Here is a 22,269-nt window from a genome sequence, read left to right on the forward strand (position 1 = left end):
TCGCCCGCTACTGTCGAGCGCCATGACCGCACTCGCTCTCGATGTCGGCGGCACCAAACTCGCCGCCACCCCCGTCGGTGACGACGGCACCCCGCTCGCCCCGCTGAGCGTCCCGACCCCGCCGGCCGGTGTGTGGGACGCTGCGGTGGCGCTGCTGCGCCGCGCCGCGGGCGACCGGACGATCACTGCGGTCGGGATCGCCAGCGCAGGCCCGGTCGACACCACCGCGGGCACCGCCTCGCCCATCAACATCGCCGAGTGGGCGACCGGTTTCCCGCTGGCCGACGCGGTGCAGGCACTGTTCCCGGACGCGCGGGTCCGGCTGATCGTGGACGGCGCGGCCGCCGCCCTCGGTGAGCAGCGGCACGGCGCGGGACGCGGCACCGCGGACCTGCTGAGTGTGGTCCTGTCCACCGGGATCGGCGGCGGACTCGTCCTGGACGGCCGGGTCAGGACGGGTCGTTCCGGCAACGCCGGACACGTCGGGCACATGACCTCCGCCTTCGGCGTCGACCAGTGCGCGTGCGGCGCGACCGGCTGCATCGAGACGGTCGCGAGCGGCCCGGCGACGGTGCGCTGGGCGCGCAGGCACGGCTGGACGGGTACCGACGCGGTCGCGCTGTGCGCCGACGCGGCCGCCGGGAACCGGACCGCGGCCACCGCACTCGAACGCGCGGGCACAGCCCTCGGCCAGATCCTCGCGTCGGCGGCAGCGCTGACCGATGTCGGCCTGGTAGTCGTCGGCGGCGGATTCGCGCAGGCCGGGCCGCCGTTGTGGGGTCCGATGCAGGCGGCGGCGACACGGTACGCGCGGTTGTCGTTCCTGCACGAGCTGCGAATCGTGCCGGCCGAGCTGGGTTCGCTCGGCACGCTCACCGGCGCGGGAGTGCTCGCAATCGAGCCCTGACCGTCGCGCAGATGCGAAATACTTCTCGGGAGGTCGCAACCCGGACGGGGAGCCCGATGACACCCTTCCAGCGCTACATCGCCGAGGAGATCGCCGTCGACCACGCCGACGGCCTGCTGTCACGTCGGGAGGCGCTGCGTCGGCTGGGCCTGCTCGGCATCGGCCTGGCGGCGGCGTCGTCGCTGCTCGCGGCGTGCGCACGGGACGAGTCACCGCCGAGTACCGGGCCGGGCACCCCCGCGGCGCCGCCCCCGGGTTCCGCCGACACGGTTCCGACTCAGGAGATCACCTTCCCGGGTCCGGACGGCCGCACGATGCAGGGGGCGTGGGCCGACGCCGCCGACGCTCGCGGGGGTGTTCTGGTCATACACGAAAACAAGGGCCTGAACGATCACATCCGCTCGGTCGCCGGACGTTTCGCCGGTGCGGGCTACTCCGCGCTGGCGATCGACCTGCTCTCCGAAGAGGGCGGCACCGCGTCGTTCGCCGATCCGGCCGCGGCGACCGCAGCGCTGAGCGCCGTGCCGCCGGAACGGTTCACCGCCGACATGAAGGCCGCGGTCGGGGAACTGTCCCGGCGGCTGCCCGGCCTGCCGCTCGAGGCGGTCGGCTTCTGTTTCGGCGGGGGGATGACCTGGCTGCTGCTCGCTTCCGGTGAGCCGCGCCTGGCCACCGCGGTCCCCTTCTACGGGCCGCTGCCCGAGGGCGCGGACTTCTCCGGGTCGCGGGCGGCGGTACTCGCGATCTACGCGGAGAAGGATCAGCGGGTCAACGCGACGCGGGATGCCGCGACCGCGGCGCTCGAGCGGGCCGGGCTCGTCCACGAAGTGGTGACCTTCACCGGGGCCGACCACGCGTTCTTCAACGACACCGGACCGCGGTACGACCCGGCAGCCGCGGCGGAGGCCTATCGGCTGGTCCTGGAGTGGTTCGAGCAGCATCCCACCTGATCCCGCATGCCGGTCCCGGGACTCCCTTCCGTAAACCTGAAACGTGTTCTAGTGTTCTAGGTCACTGGAGCGGGATACCGAAGGGAGGCTCGGGTGACCATCGATCCGGACGACACCACCCATCACGCCGAAGTTGCCCGTCCGCACGATTCGCGTCGCGATCCGCAGCAACTCCGCGACGACCTGCAGCGCTGGCTCGCCGCCCGCGTCCAGGATCCGCGGGTGGACAACGTGCACTCCCCGGCCGCGAACGGCATGTCCAGCGAGACCCTGCTGTTCGACGCCACCTGGGACGGCGACACCCACCCGCTCGTGGCGCGCATCGCGCCGGCGGACACCGCCGTGCCGGTGTTCCCCACCTACGATCTGGATGCCCAGTTCCGGGTGATGCGCGCCGTCGCCGAGCACACCGACGTTCCGGTCCCGGCCGTCCTGTGGTCCGAACCCGACGACGGGCCGCTCGGCGCACCGTTCTTCGTGATGTCCCGCGTCGACGGCCTCGTCCCCCCGGACGTCATGCCCTACAACTTCGGATCGTGGGTCACCGAGGCGGACGACGCGCAACGCGCGGCGATGCAGGACGCGGCGGTCGGCATCCTCGCGCAGATCCACGAACTTCCTCCCGGCACGGCAGGTCTCGGCGTCACGACCGACGCGACCCGCGCGGTGCGCACCCACATCGACCGGCAACGCGCCTACTACGAGTGGACCACCCGCACCGGCCCGCGCTCACCGCTCATCGAGCGTGCCTTCACCTGGCTCGGCGAACACGTACCGGAAGATCCTTCTCCGGCCGTGGTGTGCTGGGGCGACGCCCGCATCGGCAACATCCTGTTCGACGATTTCCGCCCCGTCGCCGTCCTCGACTGGGAACTGGCCACCGTCGGCGCCCGCGAGATGGACCTGGCGTGGATGACGTTCCTGCACAGGTTCTTCGAGGACATCGCCGCGTCGGCGAACCTGCCCGGACTGCCCGGGTTCCTGCGCCGCGACGATCTTGCCTCCGCGTACGCGGCCCGCACCGGGCACACTCCGCGGCACCTCGATTTCTTCACCTGCTACGCCGCGGTGCAACACGCAATCATCATGCTGCGCATCCAGACTCGCGCCGTGCACTTCGGGCAGGCCGAGCAGCCGGACGATCCCGACTCTATGATCCTGCACCGCGCGACCCTGGAGGCGATGCTCGACGGCACCTACTGGCAGGCCCTGACGTGAGTTCGCTCAACAAGTTACGAGGAAGAGGAAGATGACCGACTACGACAAGCTCTTCATCGGCGGCCGGTGGGTCGCACCGTCGACGGACGAGAAACTCGAGGTGTTCTCCCCGGCGACGGAGGAACGCGTCGGCTCGGTCCCGGTCGCCGGGCCGAAGGACATCGACGCCGCGATCGCGGCCGCCCGCACCGCGTTCGACGAGGGGCCGTGGCCGCGCACCGCGCCCGCCGAGCGAGCCCAGGTGATCGCCAAGGCCGCCAAGCTGATCGAGGAACGCTCCGCGGAGATCACCGCGAAGCTCACCGACGAGATGGGCCAGCCCCCGGCGTCGGTGCAGATGATGCAGATGACGTCTGCGCTGGGCACCCTGAACTACTACGCGAGTGCCGCCGAGTCGTTCCCGTGGGTCGACGAGCGTTCCGGCTCGTTCGGCCGCACCCGCGTCACCCGCGAGGGTGTCGGTGTGGTGGCCGCGGTCGTCGCGTGGAACGTGCCGCTGTTCCTCGCCGCGAACAAGCTGGGCCCCGCCCTGCTCGCCGGCTGCTCGGTCGTGCTCAAGCCCGCCCCCGAGGCGCCGCTGACGATCAACATGGTCGCCGAGATCTTCGCCGAGGCCGGTCTGCCGGAGGGCGTGCTCTCGATCGTGCAGGGCGGCGCCGAGACCGGGGAGTACCTGGTGTCGCACCCCGACGTCGACAAGGTCACGTTCACCGGGTCGACCGCGGTCGGCAAGCACATCGGCGCGATCGCCGCGCAGAACCTCAAGCGCTGCTCGCTCGAGCTCGGCGGCAAGTCCGCCGCGATCGTGCTCGAGGACGCCGATCTGGATTCGACGATCGCGATGCTCGTGATGTCCGGGCTGATGAACACCGGGCAGGCGTGCGTCGGCCAGACCCGCATCCTCGCTCCGCGTTCGCGTTACGACGAGGTCGTCGAGAAGATCGTCGCGACCGCCGCGTTCTTCCCCGTCGGCCTGCCCGACGATCCGGCCGCCCAGCTGGGCCCGCTGATCTCGGCGAAGCAGCGCGACCGCGTCGAGGGTTACATCGAGCAGGGCAAGAAGGATGGTGCCCGCCTGGTACTCGGTGGTGGCCGCCCGGCCGGCATCGAGACCGGCTACTACGTCGAGCCCACCGTGTTCGCCGATGTCGACAACTCGATGACCATCGCCCGCGAGGAGATCTTCGGCCCCGTGCTGTGCGTCCTGCCGTACGACTCGGTCGACGAGGCGATCAAGATCGCCAACGATTCGGACTACGGTCTCGCCGGCTCGGTGTACACCACCGACGTCGAGAAGGGCCTCGAGGTCGCCGCGCAGGTCCGCACCGGCACCTACGGCATCAACTGGTACGCCTTCGACCCGGGCTCGCCGTTCGGCGGCTACAAGAACTCCGGCATCGGCCGCGAGAACGGCCCCGAGGGCATCGAGGCGTTCTGCGAGCTCAAGTCCGTGCTCTACCCGCCCGGCTACCAGGGCTGACCAGCACGACGAGTGGGGCACCCCGGCCGCGGCCGGGGTGCCCCACTCGTATCCGGGTCTACTTCTTCTTCACGTCGAACCGGTCCAGATTCATCACCTTCGTCCAGGCGGCGACGAAATCGTCGGCGAACTTGGCCTGCGCGTCGTCGGCGGCGTAGACCTCCGCCAGCCCCCGCAGCACCGAATTGGCGCCGAAGATCAGATCGACGGCGGTCGCCGTCCACTTCACGTCACCGGACGCCCGGTCGCGGCCCTCGTAGACGTTCTCCGTCGACTCCGATGTCTTCCACTCGGTGCCCATGTCGAGCAGGTTGACGAAGTAGTCGTTGGTCAGCGCCTCCGGCCGGTCGGTGAGCACGCCGTGCGGGGTGCCGTTGTGATTGGCGTTCAGCGCCCGCAGGCCACCTACCAGGACCGTCAGTTCGGATGCGGTCAGCGACAGCAGATTCGCACGTTCGACGAGCAGCTTCTCCGGCTGACGCTTCTCGCCTGCGGGCAGGTAGTTGCGGAAGCCGTCCGCCGGCGGCTCGAGCACCGCGAACGAGTCGACATCGGTCAGTTCCTGCGTCGCATCGGTGCGGCCCGGGGTGAACGGCACCTCGAGATCGAGCCCGGCGTTCTTCGCGGCCTTCCGGACCGCAGCGCCACCCGCGAGGACGATGAGATCGGCGAGCGAGATCTTCTTCCCGCCGCTCTCGAAGTCCTGGCGGATCGATTCGAGTTTCGCGAGTACCTCGGCGAGCTGGGCGGGTTCGTTGACCTCCCAGTCCTTCTGCGGGGCCAGCCGCACCCGGGCACCGTTCGCGCCGCCGCGCTTGTCGGTGCTGCGGAAACTCGACGCCGACGCCCACGCGGTCGCGATCAACTGCGGAATCGTCAACCCCGACGCGAGAACCTTCTCCTCGAGTGCGGCGACGTCGTCCGCGCCGACCAGTTCGTGGTCGACGGCCGGAACCGGATCCTGCCAGAGCTGCGGCTCCGGGATACGCGAACCGAGATACCGCGAGACGGGACCCATGTCGCGGTGCAGCAGCTTGTACCAGGCCTTGGCGAATTCTTCGGAGAGTTCCTCCGGATGGTCGAGCCACCGGCGGGTGATCGGCCCGTAGATCGGATCGAGCCGCAGGGACAGGTCGGTGGTGAGCATCGTCGGAGCGTGCCGTTTCGACGAGTCGTGGGCGTCGGGCACGAGATCGGCACCGGCACCGTCCTTGGGGATCCACTGCCATGCCCCGGCCGGGCTCTTGGTCTTCTCCCACTCGAAGCCGTACAGCGTTTCGAGGAAGCTGTTGTCCCACGTGGTCGGAGTGGGCGTCCAGATACCTTCCAGGCCACTGGTGATCGCGTCGCCGCCGACACCGGTGCCGTGGGTGTTCTTCCACCCCAGACCCTGCTGCTCGAGCGGAGCGGCCTCCGGTTCGGGGCCGACGTTGTCCGCCGGCGCCGCACCGTGGGTCTTGCCGATGGTGTGGCCGCCGACGATGAGCGCCGCGGTCTCGACGTCGTTCATCGCCATGCGGCCGAACGTCTCCCGGATGTCCCGCGCCGCCTGAAGCGGGTCCGGATTACCGTTGGGCCCTTCGGGATTCACGTAGATGAGCCCCATCTGCACCGCACCGAGCGGGCCCTGCAGTTCGCGGTCACCCGCGTAGCGCGCGTCCCCGAGCCACGTTTCCTCCGGCCCCCAGAAGACCTCCTCGGGTTCGAAGATGTCCTCGCGGCCGAACGCGAAGCCGAACGTCGGCAGGCCCATCGACTCGTACGCGACGTTGCCCGCGAAGATGATCAGGTCGGCCCACGAAATACGGTTGCCGTACTTCTGTTTCACCGGCCACAGCAGCCGGCGGGCCTTGTCGAGGCTCGCGTTGTCCGGCCAGCTGTTGAGCGGCGCGAACCGCTGTGCGCCCTGCCCGCCCCCACCGCGGCCGTCGGCGATCCGGTAGGTACCCGCGGCGTGCCAGCTCATCCGGATGAACAGCGGCCCGTAGTGACCGAAGTCGGCGGGCCACCACTCCTGCGAGGTGGTCATCACCTCCTCGAGATCACGGTGCAGGGCGTCGACATCGAGCTTCGCGAACTCGGTCGCGTAGTCGAAATCCGCCCCCAGCGGCGACACTCTCTTCGAATTATGATGCAGGACACTGAGATCGAGCTGATCCGGCCACCAGTCCCGGTTGGTGAGCGGACGGTGCGCCTTGGGTGTCGGCGACGGGATGACCGGATTTTCGCTTTCGGACACTGGGCCCTTCCTTCCAGGTGTGGGTGACGCGGTCCTTGATCACGGCTGTGGCCGTGAAGGCGATGGAGGAGAACAGTCGGGGCACAACCCCCAGTAGACGACCTCGGCCTCGTCGACGACGAAGCCGCTCGGGTCCGAGGCCGTCAGGCACGGGGAGTCGCCGACAGCGCAGTCGACGTCGGTAATCGCTCCGCACGAGCGGCACACGAGATGGTGGTGATTGTCGCCGACCCGCGTCTCGTAGCGGGCGACGAAACCGGACGGCTGGATACGCCGGATCAGACCGGTGGACGTCAGCGCGTGCAGCACGTCGTAGACGGCCTGGCGGGAGACCTCGGGCAGCACGTCGCGCACCGCCCCGAAGATCGTGTCGGTATCGGCGTGCGGATGCTCGTGGACCGCTTCGAGCACCGCGACCCGCGGTCGGGTCACGCGCAGCGCTGCGGTACGTAGTTGCTCTACGTACTCCGGCGTAGAGGGCACGCCACCCACTATGACGTACTTTTCTGGAATCAGTCGCGAATTCGCGCTTTCGCCTCCGGGCGATGGGAACCGTCCTTCCGGATATCGATTCCCATCACCCGAAGAGGGAGGAACGGCTCAGATGTACATCGCGGGATCGATGTAGGTCGTCGGATCGACCAGCGGTTCGTGTTGTTTCCGCGTCCGGGACCGGATCGTCGCGGGAATGCCCGTCGCGATCGAGTCCGGCGGCACGTCCCGCGTGACGACGGCGTTCGCGCCGACGGCACTGTCGTCACCGATGACGATCGGGCCGAGCACCTTCGCGCCGGCACCGATCGTGACGCGATTGCCGAGCGTGGGGTGACGCTTGGCCTTCTCCATCGAACGGCCACCGAGGGTGACGCCGTGATAGAGCATCACGTCGTCACCGATCTCGGTGGTCTCCCCGATCACCACACCCATGCCGTGGTCGATGAAGAACCGGCGGCCGATTGTCGCGCCGGGATGGATCTCGATACCGGTGAGGAAACGGGTGAACTGCGCGAGCATCCGGGCCGGACCGCGCAACGCGGGTTTGCCCCACATCCGGTGCGCGAGCCGATGCGACCAGATCGCGTGCAGTCCCGAGTAGACGATCGCGTTCTCGACGTCACCGCGCGCGGCCGGGTCGTGCCCGCGCGCGGCGACGAGATCCTCCCGGAGGGTTCGCAGCAGACTCACCGTGCACTCAGTCCCGGATGTGCTCGAACAGCGGGGTGGAGATGTAGCGCTCACCGAAGTCGGGAACGACCACGACGATCAGCTTGCCGGCGTTCTCGGGCCGCTTCGCGATCTGGAGTGCCGCCCACACGTTGGCGCCGGCGGAGATACCACCGAGGATGCCCTCGTCGGTGCCGAGGGCACGGGCGGTGTCGACGGCGTCGGAGAACTCGACATCGACGATCTCGTCGTAGATGTCGCGGTCGAGGACCTCCGGCACGAAGTTGGCGCCGATGCCCTGGATCTTGTGGGGGCCGGGGTTGCCGCCGGTGAGGATCGGCGAGTCGGCGGGCTCGACACCGACGATCTTCACGCCCGGCTTGCGGGACTTGAGAACGCGGCCGACGCCGGTCAGGGTGCCGCCGGTGCCGATGCCGGCAACGAAGATGTCGACCTCACCGGCCGTGTCGTTCCAGACCTCTTCGCCGGTGGTGCGCTCGTGGATCTCGGGGTTGGCGGGGTTGCCGAACTGGCGCGCAAGCACCGCGTTCTCGGTGTTCGCGACGATCTCCTCGGCCTTCGAAACCGCACCGGCCATGCCCTCGGCACCGGGGGTGAGCACGATCTCGGCGCCGTACGCGCGCAGCATGACGCGACGCTCGGTGGACATCGTCTCCGGCATCGTCAGGATGACCTTGTAGCCGCGAGCCGCGCCGACCATGGCGAGCGCGATACCGGTGTTGCCGCTGGTGCCCTCGACGATGGTGCCGCCGGGCTTCAGCTCACCGGACTTCTCCGCGGCGTCGATGATCGCCACACCGATACGGTCCTTGACGCTGTTGGCCGGGTTGTAGAACTCGAGCTTGGCCGCGACCGTCGCGCCGAGGCCGTCGGTCAGCCGGTTGAGCTTGACGAGGGGGGTGCGCCCCACCAACTCGGTGACGTTGTTGTAGATCCCGCTCATAGCCGATCCTCCTCCCGGCCGCGGCGCGACCGGCTCTCGTATGCGATCGTCCTATTGCACCATCCGCCGGTCCGACCGCTTCACCTGGGGAGTTCGAATCAGGGTGACCGGAACCCGAGGGCGCGGCACCGTTGAGTTCCCCGTGACCGGCCACCGCCGAAACCCCGGTCCCGTCGAAGCGCTCCGCCGTACCGTTCCGGTATGTCACAACCGCACGCGCACGACGTTACGGAGACAACGGACCCCGACCGGGAAAGCACCCTCACGGTGGCCCTCGCGTTCGGCGCGAACCTTGCGATCGCCGTCGCGAAAACCGCGGCCGCCGCCATCACCGGCTCGGCATCGATGGTCGCCGAAGCCACCCACTCCTGGGCCGACACCGGCAACGAGGTCCTGCTGCTCATCGCGAACCGGCGCTCCCGCCGCCCGGCGGACCGCGCACACCCGCTCGGCTACGGACGCGAAGCCTACATCTGGTCCATGTTCGCGGCCCTCGGATTGTTCGCCCTCGGCTCCGGGGTGTCCATCACCCACGGCATCCAGGAACTGTTCCATGCCGAACCCGCCACCGACTACGGCGTCGCGTACACGGTCCTGGGTATCGCATTCATCCTCGAGAGCATCTCGTTCCGGCAGGCCTATCGGCAGGTCCGCGCAGAAGCCGCATCCGCCGAGCGTGACCTCCTCCAGCACGCCCTCAACACGTCCGACCCGATGGTGCGAGCGGTGTTCGCCGAGGACGCCGCCGCTCTCATCGGCCTCGTCATCGCATTCACCGGTGTCCTCCTGCACCAGATCACCGGATCCCCCGTCCCCGACGCCATCGGCTCCATCCTCGTCGGCATTCTCCTCGGCGTGATCGCGGTGATCCTCATCGACCGCAACCGCCGCTTCCTCATCGGTGAGGAGGCCTCGCCGCAGCTGCGGCTCGCGGGCCTGCAGGCCGTCCTCGACCTCCCCGAGATCGAACGCGTCACCATGCTGCGGATGGACTACGTCGGTCCGCGTCAGGTGTATCTCGTCGGTGCCGTCGACCTCGTCGGCGACAAGGCCGAACACACCGTCGCCGACCAGCTCGACCGCTGCGAGAAGGCCCTCGAAGCGAATCCGCACATCCGCAAGGCCGTGCTGTCGCTGTCCACCCCCGGCGATCCCTCACTCACTCCCCTGTGAGCGGTCCGTCCACCCGCCCCTTTCGCACGAACCGTTCGGTTCGCGCCGCCGGGAGCGGGCGTCGCTGGTTGCGCGTGTCGGCCGGTTGTGACACCGCCCCCCGAAACGAACGAAGGGAACCTTCGACCGGATGGTCGAAGGTTCCCTTCACCGTGAAGCAGGAGAATCAGCCGAGGCGCTGCTTGAGGGCCTCGAACTCGTCGCGGATGCCCGAGGGCACCTTCTCACCGAGGAACTCGAACCACTCGGCGATGCCGTCGATCTCGGCCTTCCACTCGTCGACGTCGACCTTCAGGGCCTCGTCGACGTCGGCCGCGTCGACGTCGAGGCCGTCGAGGGTCAGGTCGGCGGCGGTCGGGACGTAGCCGATCGGGGTGGACTGCGCGTCGGCCTTGTGCTCGATGCGGTCGACGATCCACTTCAGCACGCGCGAGTTCTCGCCGAAGCCGGGCCACAGGAAGCGGCCGTCGTCGCCGCGACGGAACCAGTTCACGTAGAAGATCTTCGGCAGCTTCGCCGAGTCGGCGTTCTTACCGAGCGTGATCCAGTGGTTGAGGTAGTCGCCGGCGTTGTAACCGAGGAACGGCAGCATCGCCATCGGGTCGCGACGCACGCTGCCGACCTTGCCCTCGGCGGCGGCGGTCTGCTCGGACGACAGGGTGGCACCGAGGAACGTGCCGTGCTGCCAGTCGAAGGACTCGCTGACCAGCGGGACCGTCGTCTTGCGGCGACCACCGAACAGGATCGCGGAGATCGGCACACCCTGCGGGTCGTCCCACTCGGGAGCGAGGATCGGGCACTGCGACATCGGGGTGCAGTAACGCGAGTTCGGGTGGGCGGCCTTCGTGTCGGACTCGGGGGTCCAGTCGTTGCCGAGCCAGTCGGTCAGGTGAGCGGGGGCGTCGCCACCGATACCCTCCCACCAGATGTCACCGTCGTCGGTCTTCGCGACGTTGGTGTAGATGGTGTTGCCGGCCTCGATGGTGTGCATCGCGTTCGGGTTGGAATCGGCGCTGGTGCCGGGCGCGACACCGAAGAAGCCGAACTCCGGGTTCACGGCGTACAGGCGGCCGTCCTCACCGAAACGCATCCAGGCGATGTCGTCGCCGAGGGTCTCGGCACGCCACCCCGGGATGGTCGGCTGGATCATCGCGAGGTTGGTCTTGCCGCACGCCGACGGGAACGCCGCGGCGACGTAGTACGCCTTGTCCTCGGGCGAGATCAGCTTGAGGATGAGCATGTGCTCGGCGAGCCAGCCCTCGTCGTGGGCCATCGCGGACGCGATACGCAGCGAGTAGCACTTCTTGCCGAGCAGCGCGTTGCCGCCGTAGCCGGAACCGAAGCTCCAGATCTCGCGGTCCTCGGGGAAGTGGGTGATGTACTTGGTGTCGTTGCACGGCCACGCCACGTCCTGCCGGCCGGGCTCGAGCGGTGCGCCGACGGAGTGCAGGGCCTTCACGAACGGACGGTCCGTGCCGAGCTTCTCGAGCGCCGCGGTACCCATGCGGGTCATGATGCGCATGGACACGACCACGTATTCGGAGTCGGTGAGTTCCACGCCGAGCTTCGGGTCGTCGGCTCCGAGCGGGCCCATGCAGAACGGCACGACGAAGAGCGTGCGACCGCGCATGCTGCCGCGGTACAGCTCGGTCATCGTGGCGCGCATCTCGGCCGGGTCGACCCAGTTGTTCGTCGGGCCGGCGTCGATCTCGTTCTTCGAGCAGATGTACGTGCGGGACTCGACGCGCGCGACGTCCGACGGGTCGGAGTTGGCGAGGAACGAGTTCGGCTTCTTCTCGTCGTTCAGACGCGTGAAGGTTCCGGCCTCCACCAGCTGGGTGGTCAGCCGATCCCATTCCTCATCGGAGCCGTCGGCCCAGACAACACGATCCGGCTCGGTGAGCTCGGCAACCTCCTGGACCCAGGCAAGCAACTCGGCATGCTGGGTCGGGGGCTTGTCGTCGGTTCCGTTGAGACCGGGAATGGTCGCTGAGGTCATCAAACTCTCCTGGGGTGTGCCCGGAACCGGATCCCGCCTCCGACCTGCACAAATGCACGCAGAAACCAGTGGCAGACCCGGGATTCCCCTCTCGGCAGGGGTACCACCCGATCCCCTCCGTGGCCGAACGGAGGAAACGAGCGCCGGAAGTCCTATTCATAGAGGTTAACGCCGGACTTCCAGGAGGGGGGAATCGGGTCCGGTCGGAAATGTCACAGAAACGATTCAGACGGCGCATCCTACCGAGAATGTCGTGGCCCGAACCCGCGATTCATCTCACTCCCGGCCCAGGTTTCCGGCGTCCACGCGCAGCCAGCGCGGTGTCCCGTCGGGTTCGCGATGGAACTCCCACACCCCGAACTCGCCGTCGTCGGCGATCGCGGTGAGGCGGTCGGCACTGCCGTCGTCGTCCAGGTCCGTCGCGACGACCAGCGCCGACGGCGACGACAGGGTGACTGTATCGAAGGCGCCGTCACCGTCGAGGTCCGCGGTCGGACTCGCGGCATCCGCCAGGGCGGCGACGGCGATCGGGTCGAACGGCGTGCCCGAGGCGAATCCCTCGGGTTCGGGCTGCCAATCGGGAATCAGGGAACTCTCCACCATCCGTGCCTCCTCGTCCGTGCCCGCGTGTTTCCGGGTTCTCACAGGGTTGGACGCGCCGGAAGCACCCGCGGTTCCCCCGTCCGGGGCCGGTTCGGCCGGTCGAGGGAGGCCAGGTCCCGGCGGCAGGCCTCGAGCCGGACGTTCCGCTCCCCGAGGCGACGGCGCAGTTCCTCGTCGAGCGCGGCGATCCGATCGTGCAGCGCCGATACCCGGGCGGTGTGCTCGGCCGCGACGGTCGCGGCCGCCCGGGCCTCGGCGTCGACGACCCGGGCGAGCACCCACGCGTCCAGCTCGGCGCGGATCTCGGTGAGTTCGTCGGTCACCCAGCGCCGCGCGCGGTCGCGGGCGGCGATCCGGCGCCGGACCCGTACCAGCCACCACGCGGCACCCAGGCCGGCCACGAGGGTGATCGGCACCGTCGCCACGTGTGCGGCGGGGACCGCTTCGAGCGGGAAGGCCAGCAGCCGGCCCAGCCCGGCACCCGCGGACGCGCCGAGCACCACTGTGAGCCGATCCTCGACGGTGCCGGTGGCCGGCGGCATCGGTACCGGACTTCGCTGCGGCGCGGTGCCCGGCTCGCCGAGCCGGGCGGTCACGATCGCCGACACCCGGTCGCGCAGGGCCCGCACCGCTGCGGCGAGCAACTCCGGGGCCTGCTCGGGATCGGTGTCCACGGCGTCGCGGACCGCCGCGGCGGTGGCCCGCACGCCGGCGGCCACCTCCTGCAGCAACTCGAACCGGGCACGCTGCAGGTCGCCGCGGACCCGGCCGGCCGGGTCCGCGGGCGCAGCCGTCCGCTGCACGAGCCGCGCGCGCTCGGCGCGCAGCGCTGCTCCGTCGTCGGCGCGCAGCCCTTCCACGGTCTCGGCGATCACGGCGCGCGTCCGCGCGATCACCGCCGACCGCGCGACGGTCCCGATGTGCGCGGCCGCGGTGGCGGCACGCAGCATCTCGTGCAGGTCGACGATGCCCGACTCGAGCCGCAGCACGTGCCCGGCATCGCCACCGATCTCACGGGCGCGGGCCGCGGCGGTCGCGGCGACCGGCAGGATCGCCACCTCGGGCAGGCTCGCGTGCCGCTGGAGCAGCGCGACATCGGCGTCGAGAACACCACGCCATCCGGGATAGCGGTCGATGCCGGTGAGGGCGCACACCACACGCGCGGCGCCCTGCGCGGCGGACTCGAGCACGGACAGTTCGGTGCGGCCGACGAACGCGGACGCGTCGAGAACCAGGAGCACGACCGCGGCGGACCCGTCGCGCACGTACTCGACGTCCGGTCCTCCGGTCTCCCGGCACAGTTCCTCGAGTTCCCCGATGAGCTCGTCCTCGCCGGAGCCGGGCACCGCGGCGACCCGGACCCGCGGTGCGGGCGTCGTCCCGTGCAGACGCGCCCATCCGTCCGGATTCCATCGGCGCACCACGTCGTCCGCAGCGGCGGCCGGTTCGGTCACCGGGGACCCAGCGTGTCGAGCGCGTCCTCGATCACGTCCCGCGCGGGCGGCGTCGCGGCGATCCCCGCGACCGTCCGGGCCAGCTCGTCGTCGCGGCGACGGCGGGCGCGCTGCAGCCGCGCGGCGACCGCGGCGGCGAGGGCCTCGGTGTCCGAGACCGGGAGCACCGGCGTCCGCAGTTGCTCGGCAACCGCGGTGAGCGCCGCGCCGGGGTCCGCGAGCTGCTCGGTACCGGTGAGCACCACGACGACGCGCCCTGCCTCGGCACGGGCGATCGTGGTCCGGTCCACCGGGTGGATCGCGTGCGGAGGGCACCGGACGGCGGTCACCTGGACCACGACGTCGCCGTCGACGACCGGATCGGGGCGGCCCGGCACGTCCATTTCGAGGTGTTCGACCGTGTAACCGGCCGCCGATTCCACGGGGGCGAGATCCCGGCCTCCGCTGCCGGCGCGCTCGACGACCTGCACGGTCAACGGCCGGTCCCGAGCGCGTAGCGCCGCGTGCACAGCGCGGCCCGCAGTCGCGTCGATCCGCTCGACGCGCTGCGCCAGCGCATGCCACCCGTCGTCGAAATCCCCCACCACGAACATCCCCCGAAATGTCCCCGACAACCGTGGACGGATTGTCGCAGACGAGGCGCCCGGCGGCAGCGGACCTGAGAAAACCCTGTGGTCACACCAGTCCCTTCTGTCACGCACTCCCGAGATACGCGACAATGGGTGCCGTGAACGAAGCCGATCAGCACACGACCGAGACGCCGGAACAGCGCCCGACGCGAGGAAACCGCCTCTACCCGCGGGTGACGAGTTTCCGTTCCCGTCGCGGCTCGCTGACCGAGCCGCAGCAGGAATCGTGGGACCGCCAGTGGCCCCACCTCGGCCGCGACGTCGGCGACGACCTGCTCGACCTCGACGGCTGGTTCGGCCGCAGCGCCCCGACCGTCCTCGAGATCGGCTCGGGCACCGGTACCGCCGCGGTGGCGATGGCCCAGGCCGAACCGCACGTCAACCTGATCGCGATCGAGGTCTACAAGCCCGGCATCGCCCAGACGCTGCAGCGCATCGAACGCACCCTCGGCACCGAGCAGCCCGTGCACAACCTGCGGATCCTGCGCGGCGACGCCGTCGAGGTGCTCGAGCACATGGTGGCGCCGGAGTCCCTCACCGGTGTGCGGGTGTTCTTCCCGGACCCGTGGCCCAAGGCCCGCCACCACAAGCGGCGCCTGCTGCAGGGCCCGACGTTCGCGCTGATCGCGAGCCGCCTGAAGCCCGGCGGGGTGTTGCACGTGGCCACGGACCACGCCGAATACGCCGTCGCGATCGAAGAGGCCGGCAATGCCGAACCCCTCCTCGCACCGGTCGACTGGGACTCGCCGATCAGCCACGAGCGGCCCGTCACCAAGTTCGAGAACAAGGCTCACCAGGTGGGCAGCGCCATCACCGAGCTGATCTGGGGGAAGATCTGAGCATGAGCCTCGACGAAGATATGTCCGCCCCGTCCGATTCGGCGGCGACGACAGGCGGCAACCCGCACCGGCGCGTGCTGCTCGTGTGGGATGCGCCGAACCTCGACATGGGGCTCGGAGCGATCCTGGGCGGCCGTCCCACCGCGGCGTACCGGCCCCGGTTCGACGCGCTCGGCCGCTGGTTGCTCAGCCGCACCGCCGAACTGTCCCGTTCGACCTCGGCAAGCCTCGAACCCGAAGCGACGGTGTTCACGAACATCGCGCCCGGCAGCGCCGACGTCGTCCGCCCGTGGGTCGAGGCGCTGCGCAACGTCGGTTTCGCGGTGTTCGCCAAACCCAAGATCGACGAGGACAGCGACGTCGACTCCGATATGCTGCGGCACATCGAGCTGCGGCACAGCGAGGGCCTCGCCGGTGTGATGGTGGCTTCCGCGGACGGGCAGGCGTTCCGCGAACCCCTGGAGGAACTCGCCAACGCCGGCATCGCGGTCCAGGTGCTCGGGTTCCGCGAACACGCCAGCTGGGCGGTCACGTCCGAGATCCTCGACTTCGTCGATCTCGAGGACATCCCCGGCGTGTTCCGTGAGCCGCTGCCGCGCGTCAGCCTGGACATGCTCCCGGACGAGGGTGCCTGGCTGCAGCCGTTCCGACCGCTTTCCGCCTTGCTCGTCGGGCGCAAGAGCGTCGCCGAATAGGAGACTTTCACGTGTTCGACCGCTGGGGAGAGCTCGTCTTCCGCGCCCGTTTCACGGTGATCGCGGTGATGGTCGCCGCCTTGCTGGGGCTGGCCGGATACGGGCTCAGCCTGAACGACCATCTCAGTCAGGGCGGCTGGTTCGACCCCGGCTCACAGTCGGTCGCGGCCGCAGAACTGGCCGACAGCACCTTCGGTCGTGACACGAGCGGCGACGTTCTCGTGCTGTACACGGCACCCGAGGGCAAGACCGTCGACGACCCCGCATTCGCCGCGCAGGTCAAGGACAGCCTGAACACGGTGCTCGCGGACCATCCCGACGAGATCCTCAAGATCAACGGCGCCTACTGGCCCACGAACGGCGCACCCGCACTGCCGGCGCTCGCCGACGAGTCCCGCCAGCACGCGGTCGCGTCGATCGCGCTCGTCGGCGACGACGACACCGCGCTGACCAACAACTTCCGCGAGATCAAGGACTCGTTCGCCATCGACGGCGTCGAGGTGCAGCTCGCCGGTCTGCAACCGATCGCCGGTGCCCTCAACGACACGATGGCGAACGACATCCACCGCATGGAGATCCTTGCGATCCCCGCCGTCGGCATCCTGTTGTTCTTCGTCTTCGGGGGTGTGATCGCCGCGTCCCTGCCGCTCATCACCGGTGGCCTCACGATCATCGCCGCGAACGGCATCGTCCGGTTCATCACCAACTTCGCCGAGGTCAACGCGTTCGTCGCCCCCGTGGTGTCGCTCATCGGCCTCGGATTGGCGATCGACTACGGCCTGTTCATGGTGTCCCGATTCCGTGAAGAACTCGCCGAGGGCTACGAGACGGCCGCCGCAGTCCGGCGCACGGTCATCACCGCCGGACGCACCGTCGTGTTCTCGGCGACGATGGTGATCACCAGCCTCGGCGGCCTGCTGCTGTTCCCGCAGGCCTTCCTCAAGTCCGTCGCATACGGCGCGATCGCCGCGGTCTCCCTCGCCGCCTTCACGTCGATCACGCTGCTCCCCGCGATCTTGAGCATCCTCGGCAAGCGCATCGACAAATTCGGCTGGAAACGGTTCGGCCAGATCCAGTCGAACGAGCAGATCGAGGAAAGCCTCATCGGCCGCCTCACCCGCTGGGTGATGCGCAACCCGATGAAGGTCGCCATCCCCACCGTCGTCGGCCTCCTCCTGCTCATCATGCCGCTGACCGGCATCAAGTTCGGCGGCATGAACGAGACGCTTCTCCCGCCCGACAGCGCCACCCGTGTCGCGCAGGAGAAGTTCGACGAACTCTTCCCCGGACAGCGCGCCGAGCCGATCAAGCTCATCGTGGAAGGAGCCCAGGGCGGCGCCCTCAACGAGGTACGACGCGCCGCGAGCGACGCGCCCGGCCTCGTCGAAGAATTCAAGATCTCGGGGCCCGAGAAGGACGGCGTCCGCGTCCTGACCGCCGGATTGCAGAACCGGGCCGACGCCAACCCGACACTCGACTATCTCCACGCCATCGAATGGCCCGACGGGGTCACCGTCATGATCGGCGGCACACCCGCCCTCGAGTACGACTCGATCGTCGCGCTCCTGGACACCCTTCCGCTCATGGTCGTGATCGTCGTGACGTTGACGACCCTGCTCATGTTCCTCGCCTTCGGCTCCCTCGTGCTGCCGATCAAGGCCGCGCTCATGAGCGCACTCGGCCTCGGATCCACCCTCGGCATCCTCACCTGGATCTTCATCGACGGCCACGGCTCGACCCTCGCGAACTTCACCCCCGGCCCGATCTTCTCGCCGATCCTCGTGTTGATCATCGCGATCATCTACGGCCTGTCCACCGACTACGAGGTGTTCCTGCTCTCGCGGATGGTCGAGGCCCGGTCGCAGGGTGCGAGCACCACCGAATCCATCCGGATCGGCACTTCCCACACCGGGCGCATCATCACCGCAGCCGCGATGATCCTCATCGTCGTCACCGGTGCCTTCGCGTTCTCCGAACTCGTGCTCATGAAGTACATCGCGTTCGGCATGATCGCCGCGCTGATCATCGACGCGACCGTCATCCGCATGTTCCTCGTGCCCGCGACCATGAAACTGCTCGGCGACGACTGCTGGTGGGCACCCGCATGGATGAAACGCATCCAGGAGAAGATCGGACTCGGCGAACCGATCCTCGCCGACGAGCTGATGCCTCAGGACGTGCCCGAGCTCATCACCGTCGGCATGTTCGGCCCGGCCACCGTCGCCGCGACCGGAGCACATCGCCTTCCGCCGATGGTTCCCGGCATCGGCGCGTCGGACATGACCCAGCCGCTGCCCAAGATCGCAGCACCCCGCTCCTCCGCCGAACAACGCCGCGCCCGGGAGTTCCCGCCCGCACCGCGACGCCCCTCGCCCTCCCGCGCCGGCCGGGTGCCCGTCCCCACACCGGATCGGCACCTCCGGCCCGCCCGGCAGAGCCCGGGACAGCCGCCGGTCGCGAACGGGACCGTCGCGCCTCCACCGCAGCACGGCCGAGCGGCACCACCGCAGCGCGAACAAGCGGCACCGCCGCAGCGCGGCCATACGGCCCCGCCGCAGCGCGAACAAGCGGCACCACCGCAGCGCGAACAAGCGGCACCGCCGCAGCGCGGCCACACGGCACCGCCGCGACAAGCTCCGGTCCGGCACGACAGCGCCGAGGTCCGACGAGAGCAAGCGGCCCCGCCGCAGCCACGGCAGGCCCCGCCCGCCTGGTACGACAGCACCGCGCTCCAACGCAACCAGCCGCCCGCCCCGCCGCAGCGCGACCCAGCGGCACCGCCGCAGCGCGACCCAGCGGCACCGCCGCAGCGCGAACACGCGGCACCGCCGCAGCGCACCGACAGTGCCTCGTTGCCCCGCCGCACGCAGGCACCGTCGGATCGGCCGATGCGTCCCGGCCCGCCGATGCCTCCGCCACCTCGCCAGGCAACACCGCTCCCCCAGCGGCAGGGGACGGACCAACCGCCGTTGCCTCGCCGGACCGCACCCGACCAGCGGCGTCCCGCGGAACCGCAGGCGCCGACATCGGTGCCCCAGTTGCCGCCGACGACCGTGTCACCGCACGGCCCCACGGGCCTGCCTCACGTGTCGGCCACGATCGTCCCGCCGCTGCCGCCGCGTGACGTTCAGGGTTCGGCACCCGCGCCGGACCCGCAGTCCCCGACTGCGATCCCGCAGCTGCCGCGCCGTCAGCGCGGGACCGTGCCGCCGCCGCTGCCGCACCCGTTCGTGCGTCCGCAGGCACCGCAGCGGCCGCCCGCCGGTCCGGCGCCGGGGCCACGCCCGGAAGGGGCGCGCACCCGCGATCCGCAGGCGATCGAGAACTGGTTGTCGCAGCTGCGTCGTATGGCACCCGGCGCCGAACAACCACGCTCCTCGCGCCCGGCGCCGGCACCGCGGGAGCAGGATCCGCAGCTCGGCCGATACAGCGATCCGGATCCGGAGCGGTCCGGGCCGACCACCGGCCGGCACGGCGACGAGGACAACGCCGGGGGTATCAGCGTCAGCGAACTGATCGCCCGTCAGCGTCGCCCCTGACGAGCCGCGTTCAGCTCAGCAATTTGCGCAGTGCGGCACCCAGTGGGTGCCGCACTGTCAGTGAGCTGAAGTGCAGCTTGCCGGTCACCACCAGATGCAGAGGCCCGAACGGTGCCCCTGCCCGCACCTTCGAATTGGTGCTCGACGCGACCATGTCGATGCCGTTGACGTCCGCGGTCGCTTCCGTCGGCACGATGAGGGTGACGGAACCGAGGTAGTCGTTCACATGGACGTGCACCACCTGGGTCTGCATCACCGCTTCGGTGAAATCGAGGACCACCGTCGACATCCGCGTGTCGATCTGCAACGAGGACGGCACCTCCCACCGCCCCTTGCGGGACAGGTTGGACATGCGGCCGCGGATCACCATCCCACCGGCGGCAGGCGACGTCCCGTGGATCGGGGACTGCAGCGACTGCGGCGGCACGTGCTGTGCCTGGATCTGCTGCAGATATTCCGGCCGCAACTGGATTCCCGGCAGATCGACGAGAACCTGATTGACGTCGCCGCGGGTCTTGGCTGCCAGCACGGTGTCCATGCGTTCCGTGAACTCGCCGAGGGAGAGCATCCCCTGCCCCACGGCCTGTTGCAGCAGCTGTCCGACGTGTTCCCGTTCGGCGTCCGATACGCGTAGATCCCTCGAGTCCATGCCCACCACAGTAGGTGGCCGGTTCCGGTCCGTCCTGCGTCCCGCGTGTCGATCCGGCGCGATCCCGATCGTCATCACGGTGAGGGGCCGAAATCGGTGCCCGGTGAATTCTCCGAGCCGCGGTGCGCGGACGGACGACTCGGCAGGATCGAGTCGGAGCCACGAGGGAAGGGGACGAGTCCCGTGCGATACACGATTCTGATGCACTACCCGGAGGAAACCGCCGCGTCGATCGGCGAGGAGACGATCGAGGCAGGCAGGCAGGCGTTCGCCGCCTATGCGGCAACACTGCAGCAGGCCGGTGTCCTGATCGGCGCGGAGGTTCTCGCCCCGTCCGACCTGACGACCACCCTGACGATGGTCGACGGTGAACTGCGGGTGCAGGACGGCCCGTTCGCCGACACGAAGGAGCAACTGGGCGGCACCGTCGTCGTCGACGTCCCGGACCTCGACGCGGCGATCGAGTGGGCCCGGCAGGCCCCGCCTCTCCACTGGGGTGCCGTGGAGATCCGGCCCGGAGCAACCCACACGGTCGGTGGCGTATGGACTCCGAACACGTGACAAGGCCGCAAGCGTGGGCCGCCGCCGAGCACGCGGCGCGCGGCTCGCGCGGACGGCTCGTCGCTCTGCTCGCGGCGCGCTCCGGCGACCTCGCACTCGCCGAGGACGCCGTGGCATCGGCGTTCGAGCAGGCTCTGCGGATCTGGCCCGAACAGGGTGTCCCGGCGAACCCCGACGGCTGGTTGCTCACCGTCGCCCGGAACCGGCAGCGCGACGTGTGGAAGTCGGCTGCGCATCGGACCACGGTTCCGCTCGAGTCGGTCCCGGACAGCGGCGTGGACACGACGTCCGTCCTCGACGACATCGATGCGGACGCCATCCCCGACCGGCGGCTGGCGCTGCTGTTCGTGTGTGCTCATCCGGCGATCGCCGAGTCCGTGCGCACGCCGCTGATGTTGCAGACCGTCCTCGGATTCGACGCAGCACAGGTCGCGTCGGTGTTCGCCGTCGCTCCGTCGGCGATGGCCGCGCGGCTGGTCCGCGCGAAAAGGCGCATCCGGGTCGCGCGGATCCCGTTCGTGGTCCCGGACCGTGCCACGATGCCCGAACGTATCCCCGCTGTGCTCGAAGCGGTGTACGGGTGCTTCACGATCGCCCGCACCTGCGGCGACCTCGCGATGGCATCCGAAGCACTGCATCTGGCGACGACACTCGCCGAGTCCGTCGACGAACCCGAGGCGTGGGGCCTGGCGGCGCTGGTCGCACTGTCGCTGAGCCGGGCCGACGCGACCGACACGCCCTTCGTCCCGCTCGAGGAGCAGGACCCGGCGTCCTGGGACACCGTGCTCGTGGAACGCGGGGAGGAACTGCTTGGCCGTGCCTCGGCGGGCGGGCGGCTGGGGCGTTTCCAGCTCGAGGCTGCGATGCACGCGGTCCACGCCGCACGCCGGCACACCGGCGTCACGGATTGGCCCGCGCTGGACACGCTGTCGCGCGCACTGGTCGAGGTGTCCCCGACGCTCGGCGCGCGGGTCGCGCGGGCCGCGATCGTGGGGCGGACCCGCGGCCCGGCCGCCGGCCTCGCCGTGCTCGACGCGATCGGCGGTTCGGCGACGGCCCGGTATCAGCCCTTCCACGCGGTCCGCGCCGACCTGCTCGCCCGGGCGGGTCGGGTCGACGACGCCCGCACGGCATTCGACCGTGCCGCGGAACTCACCGAGGACGAGGCGATCCGCGCCTGGCTCCGGGATCGGTCCCCGTGAGCGG

Annotated in this window: 19 protein-coding genes; 10 read left to right on the top strand and 9 right to left on the bottom strand. The window is 69.7% G+C overall.

Annotation, left to right across the window (positions count from 1 at the left end):
- The first annotated feature begins 22 nt into the window (after window positions 1–22).
- The 4 genes from A8G15_RS18810 to A8G15_RS18825 all read left to right on the top strand — a co-directional run bounded on the left by A8G15_RS18810 (window position 23) and on the right by A8G15_RS18825 (window position 4,555).
- Window positions 23–907 (top strand): ROK family protein, encoded by an 885-nt coding sequence (locus A8G15_RS18810; RefSeq protein WP_068162940.1) that lies wholly within the window; start codon window positions 23–25, stop codon window positions 905–907.
- Window positions 908–963: 56 nt separating this feature from the next.
- Window positions 964–1,857 (top strand): dienelactone hydrolase family protein, encoded by an 894-nt coding sequence (locus A8G15_RS18815; protein ID WP_068162943.1) that lies wholly within the window; start codon window positions 964–966, stop codon window positions 1,855–1,857.
- A 93-nt stretch (window positions 1,858–1,950) separates the two neighbouring features.
- Window positions 1,951–3,075 (top strand): phosphotransferase family protein, encoded by a 1,125-nt coding sequence (locus tag A8G15_RS18820; RefSeq protein WP_068162944.1) that lies wholly within the window; start codon window positions 1,951–1,953, stop codon window positions 3,073–3,075.
- A gap of 31 nt (window positions 3,076–3,106) precedes the next feature.
- Entirely contained in the window at window positions 3,107–4,555 is a 1,449-nt protein-coding gene (locus A8G15_RS18825) for an aldehyde dehydrogenase (RefSeq protein ID WP_068162947.1), read from the top strand.
- Window positions 4,556–4,613: 58 nt separating this feature from the next.
- On the opposite strand, the gene katG is transcribed toward A8G15_RS18825, so the two are convergent.
- The 4 genes from katG to cysK all read right to left on the bottom strand — a co-directional run bounded on the left by katG (window position 4,614) and on the right by cysK (window position 8,922).
- Window positions 4,614–6,794 carry a catalase/peroxidase HPI gene (katG, locus tag A8G15_RS18830; protein WP_068162952.1) on the bottom strand — a complete coding sequence of 727 codons (2,181 nt, stop codon included), beginning with the start codon at window positions 6,792–6,794 and terminating at the stop codon, window positions 4,614–4,616.
- Window positions 6,795–6,833: 39 nt separating this feature from the next.
- Window positions 6,834–7,277, bottom strand: a complete 444-nt coding sequence (locus tag A8G15_RS18835; protein WP_068163015.1) for a Fur family transcriptional regulator — start codon at window positions 7,275–7,277, stop codon at window positions 6,834–6,836.
- Window positions 7,278–7,394: 117 nt separating this feature from the next.
- Window positions 7,395–7,979: a serine O-acetyltransferase EpsC gene (gene epsC, locus A8G15_RS18840; protein WP_068162955.1), complete on the bottom strand. Its 585-nt coding sequence runs from the start codon at window positions 7,977–7,979 to the stop codon at window positions 7,395–7,397.
- Between the two features lie 7 nt (window positions 7,980–7,986).
- On the bottom strand, window positions 7,987–8,922 hold the full coding sequence (gene cysK / locus A8G15_RS18845; protein WP_068162958.1) for a cysteine synthase A: 936 nt from the start codon (window positions 8,920–8,922) through the stop codon (window positions 7,987–7,989).
- A gap of 201 nt (window positions 8,923–9,123) precedes the next feature.
- Between cysK and A8G15_RS18850 the strand changes: the two genes are divergently transcribed.
- A complete protein-coding gene (locus tag A8G15_RS18850; RefSeq protein ID WP_068162961.1) occupies window positions 9,124–10,095 on the top strand; it encodes a cation diffusion facilitator family transporter in 972 nt (323 codons plus the stop codon).
- 166 nt (window positions 10,096–10,261) lie between these two features.
- Here A8G15_RS18850 and A8G15_RS18855 read toward each other — a convergent pair whose 3' ends face one another.
- The 4 genes from A8G15_RS18855 to A8G15_RS18870 form a co-directional block, all read right to left on the bottom strand.
- Window positions 10,262–12,094: a phosphoenolpyruvate carboxykinase (GTP) gene (locus A8G15_RS18855; protein ID WP_068162964.1), complete on the bottom strand. Its 1,833-nt coding sequence runs from the start codon at window positions 12,092–12,094 to the stop codon at window positions 10,262–10,264.
- Window positions 12,095–12,370: 276 nt separating this feature from the next.
- A complete protein-coding gene (locus A8G15_RS18860; RefSeq protein WP_068163019.1) occupies window positions 12,371–12,697 on the bottom strand; it encodes a DUF6802 family protein in 327 nt (108 codons plus the stop codon).
- 38 nt (window positions 12,698–12,735) lie between these two features.
- Window positions 12,736–14,151 (bottom strand): hypothetical protein, encoded by a 1,416-nt coding sequence (locus tag A8G15_RS18865; RefSeq protein WP_068162968.1) that lies wholly within the window; start codon window positions 14,149–14,151, stop codon window positions 12,736–12,738.
- Window positions 14,148–14,744, bottom strand: coding sequence for a hypothetical protein (locus A8G15_RS18870; RefSeq protein WP_068162970.1), 597 nt, complete (start codon window positions 14,742–14,744; stop codon window positions 14,148–14,150). Before A8G15_RS18870 ends, A8G15_RS18865 begins: the two co-directional genes overlap by 4 nt.
- Window positions 14,745–14,878: 134 nt before the next feature.
- On the opposite strand from A8G15_RS18870, the gene trmB reads away from it, so the two are divergent.
- The 3 genes from trmB to A8G15_RS18885 are packed head-to-tail and all read left to right on the top strand — an operon-like array spanning window position 14,879 to window position 19,853.
- The gene (gene trmB, locus A8G15_RS18875) at window positions 14,879–15,619 is read left to right on the top strand and encodes a tRNA (guanosine(46)-N7)-methyltransferase TrmB (RefSeq protein WP_068163022.1); all 741 of its coding nucleotides are present in this window, start codon (window positions 14,879–14,881) and stop codon (window positions 15,617–15,619) included.
- 20 nt (window positions 15,620–15,639) lie between these two features.
- On the top strand, window positions 15,640–16,314 hold the full coding sequence (locus tag A8G15_RS18880; RefSeq protein WP_245687900.1) for an NYN domain-containing protein: 675 nt from the start codon (window positions 15,640–15,642) through the stop codon (window positions 16,312–16,314).
- Between the two features lie 11 nt (window positions 16,315–16,325).
- Window positions 16,326–19,853: an MMPL family transporter gene (locus tag A8G15_RS18885; RefSeq protein ID WP_068162976.1), complete on the top strand. Its 3,528-nt coding sequence runs from the start codon at window positions 16,326–16,328 to the stop codon at window positions 19,851–19,853.
- Window positions 19,854–19,863: 10 nt separating this feature from the next.
- Here the strand turns inward: A8G15_RS18885 and A8G15_RS18890 are convergent, their stop codons facing one another.
- A complete protein-coding gene (locus A8G15_RS18890; protein WP_068162979.1) occupies window positions 19,864–20,502 on the bottom strand; it encodes a DUF1707 SHOCT-like domain-containing protein in 639 nt (212 codons plus the stop codon).
- A 183-nt stretch (window positions 20,503–20,685) separates the two neighbouring features.
- Between A8G15_RS18890 and A8G15_RS18895 the strand changes: the two genes are divergently transcribed.
- Entirely contained in the window at window positions 20,686–21,063 is a 378-nt protein-coding gene (locus A8G15_RS18895) for a YciI family protein (RefSeq protein ID WP_068162982.1), read from the top strand.
- Window positions 21,060–22,265, top strand: coding sequence for an RNA polymerase sigma factor (locus tag A8G15_RS18900; RefSeq protein WP_245687899.1), 1,206 nt, complete (start codon window positions 21,060–21,062; stop codon window positions 22,263–22,265). Before A8G15_RS18895 ends, A8G15_RS18900 begins: the two co-directional genes overlap by 4 nt.
- The last annotated feature ends 4 nt before the right edge of the window (window positions 22,266–22,269 follow it).

The organism is Rhodococcus phenolicus (assembly GCF_001646785.1).
Lineage (GTDB): Bacteria > Actinomycetota > Actinomycetes > Mycobacteriales > Mycobacteriaceae > Rhodococcus > Rhodococcus phenolicus.